This window comes from Mucilaginibacter sp. P1_D10, from assembly GCF_056406215.1.
Window position 1 is genome coordinate 1 of the sequence record NZ_JBFUAP010000048.1, and the last position, 1279, is coordinate 1279.

A 1279-nucleotide genomic window follows, 5' to 3' on the forward strand; every position below is an offset into this window, starting at 1 on the left:
TGATTACTATGACATATGCAAATGTTTTTGCCATGATAGTTTATTTTTCATGAAGATTTCTTGATTAAACAGTGTGTCCGAATGAATGAGTTTGAATACAAGCTTTAGCAAGACGTTTTTTATCCGATTCAATATGGATAGGTGTTCGATATTATTCTTGATCATTCCTTGATAGTAACTATAGAATAGTTGCCCGGGCCTGGTGCAAACACTGACTATGCCTTGATTGAGGTCTACTTTTAAAGGGATATAAGCTTTCTTAGAAACACGGTCCTTGAATTTGACGGAAGTTCCTGACTTCTTAGGGTACGGCGCTGTCCCTATAAAAGCAGCAAGTGCCCTCCAATTATCGAACCTTTCAAAGCAATCGGTTACAAAAAGGAAATGCCACGCCGTTACCGGGCCTATGCATGGGATAGATAAAAGGACCTGGTACATTCTTTTGATTCTCGTATCGGCCGAGATAGCTTTAATAATAGCTTTTTCAAGCGTTTTGACATACGCAGACAATATGGTTATCAGCTGCTCCTCAATTTGCATCACCAGTGCATTAGCAGTGGCTTTCTGTTGCCTGTCTTCATTTCGGCAGGTGTAAGCTGTCCGGGTTTCAATGAGGGTTTTCCTTAATGTAAAGAGTTCTTTTAGCTCCCTTACGGTTTGTGATGGCGCATAAAAAGATACGGCTTTGTCCTGATTTCTCGCTACATAAGAAAATATCTTATGCGCATCGGCTTTATCCGTTTTAAACCTGTTGATTTCTATGCTATAATAGCTAAGCAGCAAGGGGTGTACCGCCCAAAGAAATATACCCTCACCCTTGAGCACACAGGCCAGTTTATCCATGTAGGAGCCTGTGTTTTCACAGCAGACCAGAATCTTACTGCGGTCTGACTCTAGCGACAGCAACAAAGCTAACAGATGGCTGATGCCTTTGGCATCATTGCTTAATTTCACATAACGGTTTGAGGATTGCGAACCGTAAACCACGTCGATATCAGCCTTGCTGATGTCGATACCGCAAAAAAGTTTAAATTTGTCCATAACATGCTAGTGTTTAGGATGTGGAGTTAACCCGGCTAATTCCATGCTACGAACGTGGGGTTAAATTACTATAGAGCCTTGGGTTAATAAAAGAAGATAGCCAGGGCATTAGATCAACATAGAGCCTCGAAGGCTAGAACTCGTGACTATTTCCTACCGGCTATCTTCTCCACATTTTAACATGCCAAAATTATCAACAACAATCTGTTAATTAATTTCTTTGCAAGTCTAATGGAAC

At 41.0% G+C, this 1279-nt stretch carries 1 protein-coding gene; it reads right to left on the reverse strand.

All coding sequences use genetic code 11. The features are described 5' to 3' along the window. Positions 1-6: 6 nt before the first annotated feature. Positions 7-1041, reverse strand: a complete 1035-nt coding sequence (locus AC1DYT_RS26695) for an IS110 family transposase (RefSeq protein WP_477462335.1) — start codon at positions 1039-1041, stop codon at positions 7-9. Between the last annotated feature and the right edge of the window lie 238 nt (positions 1042-1279).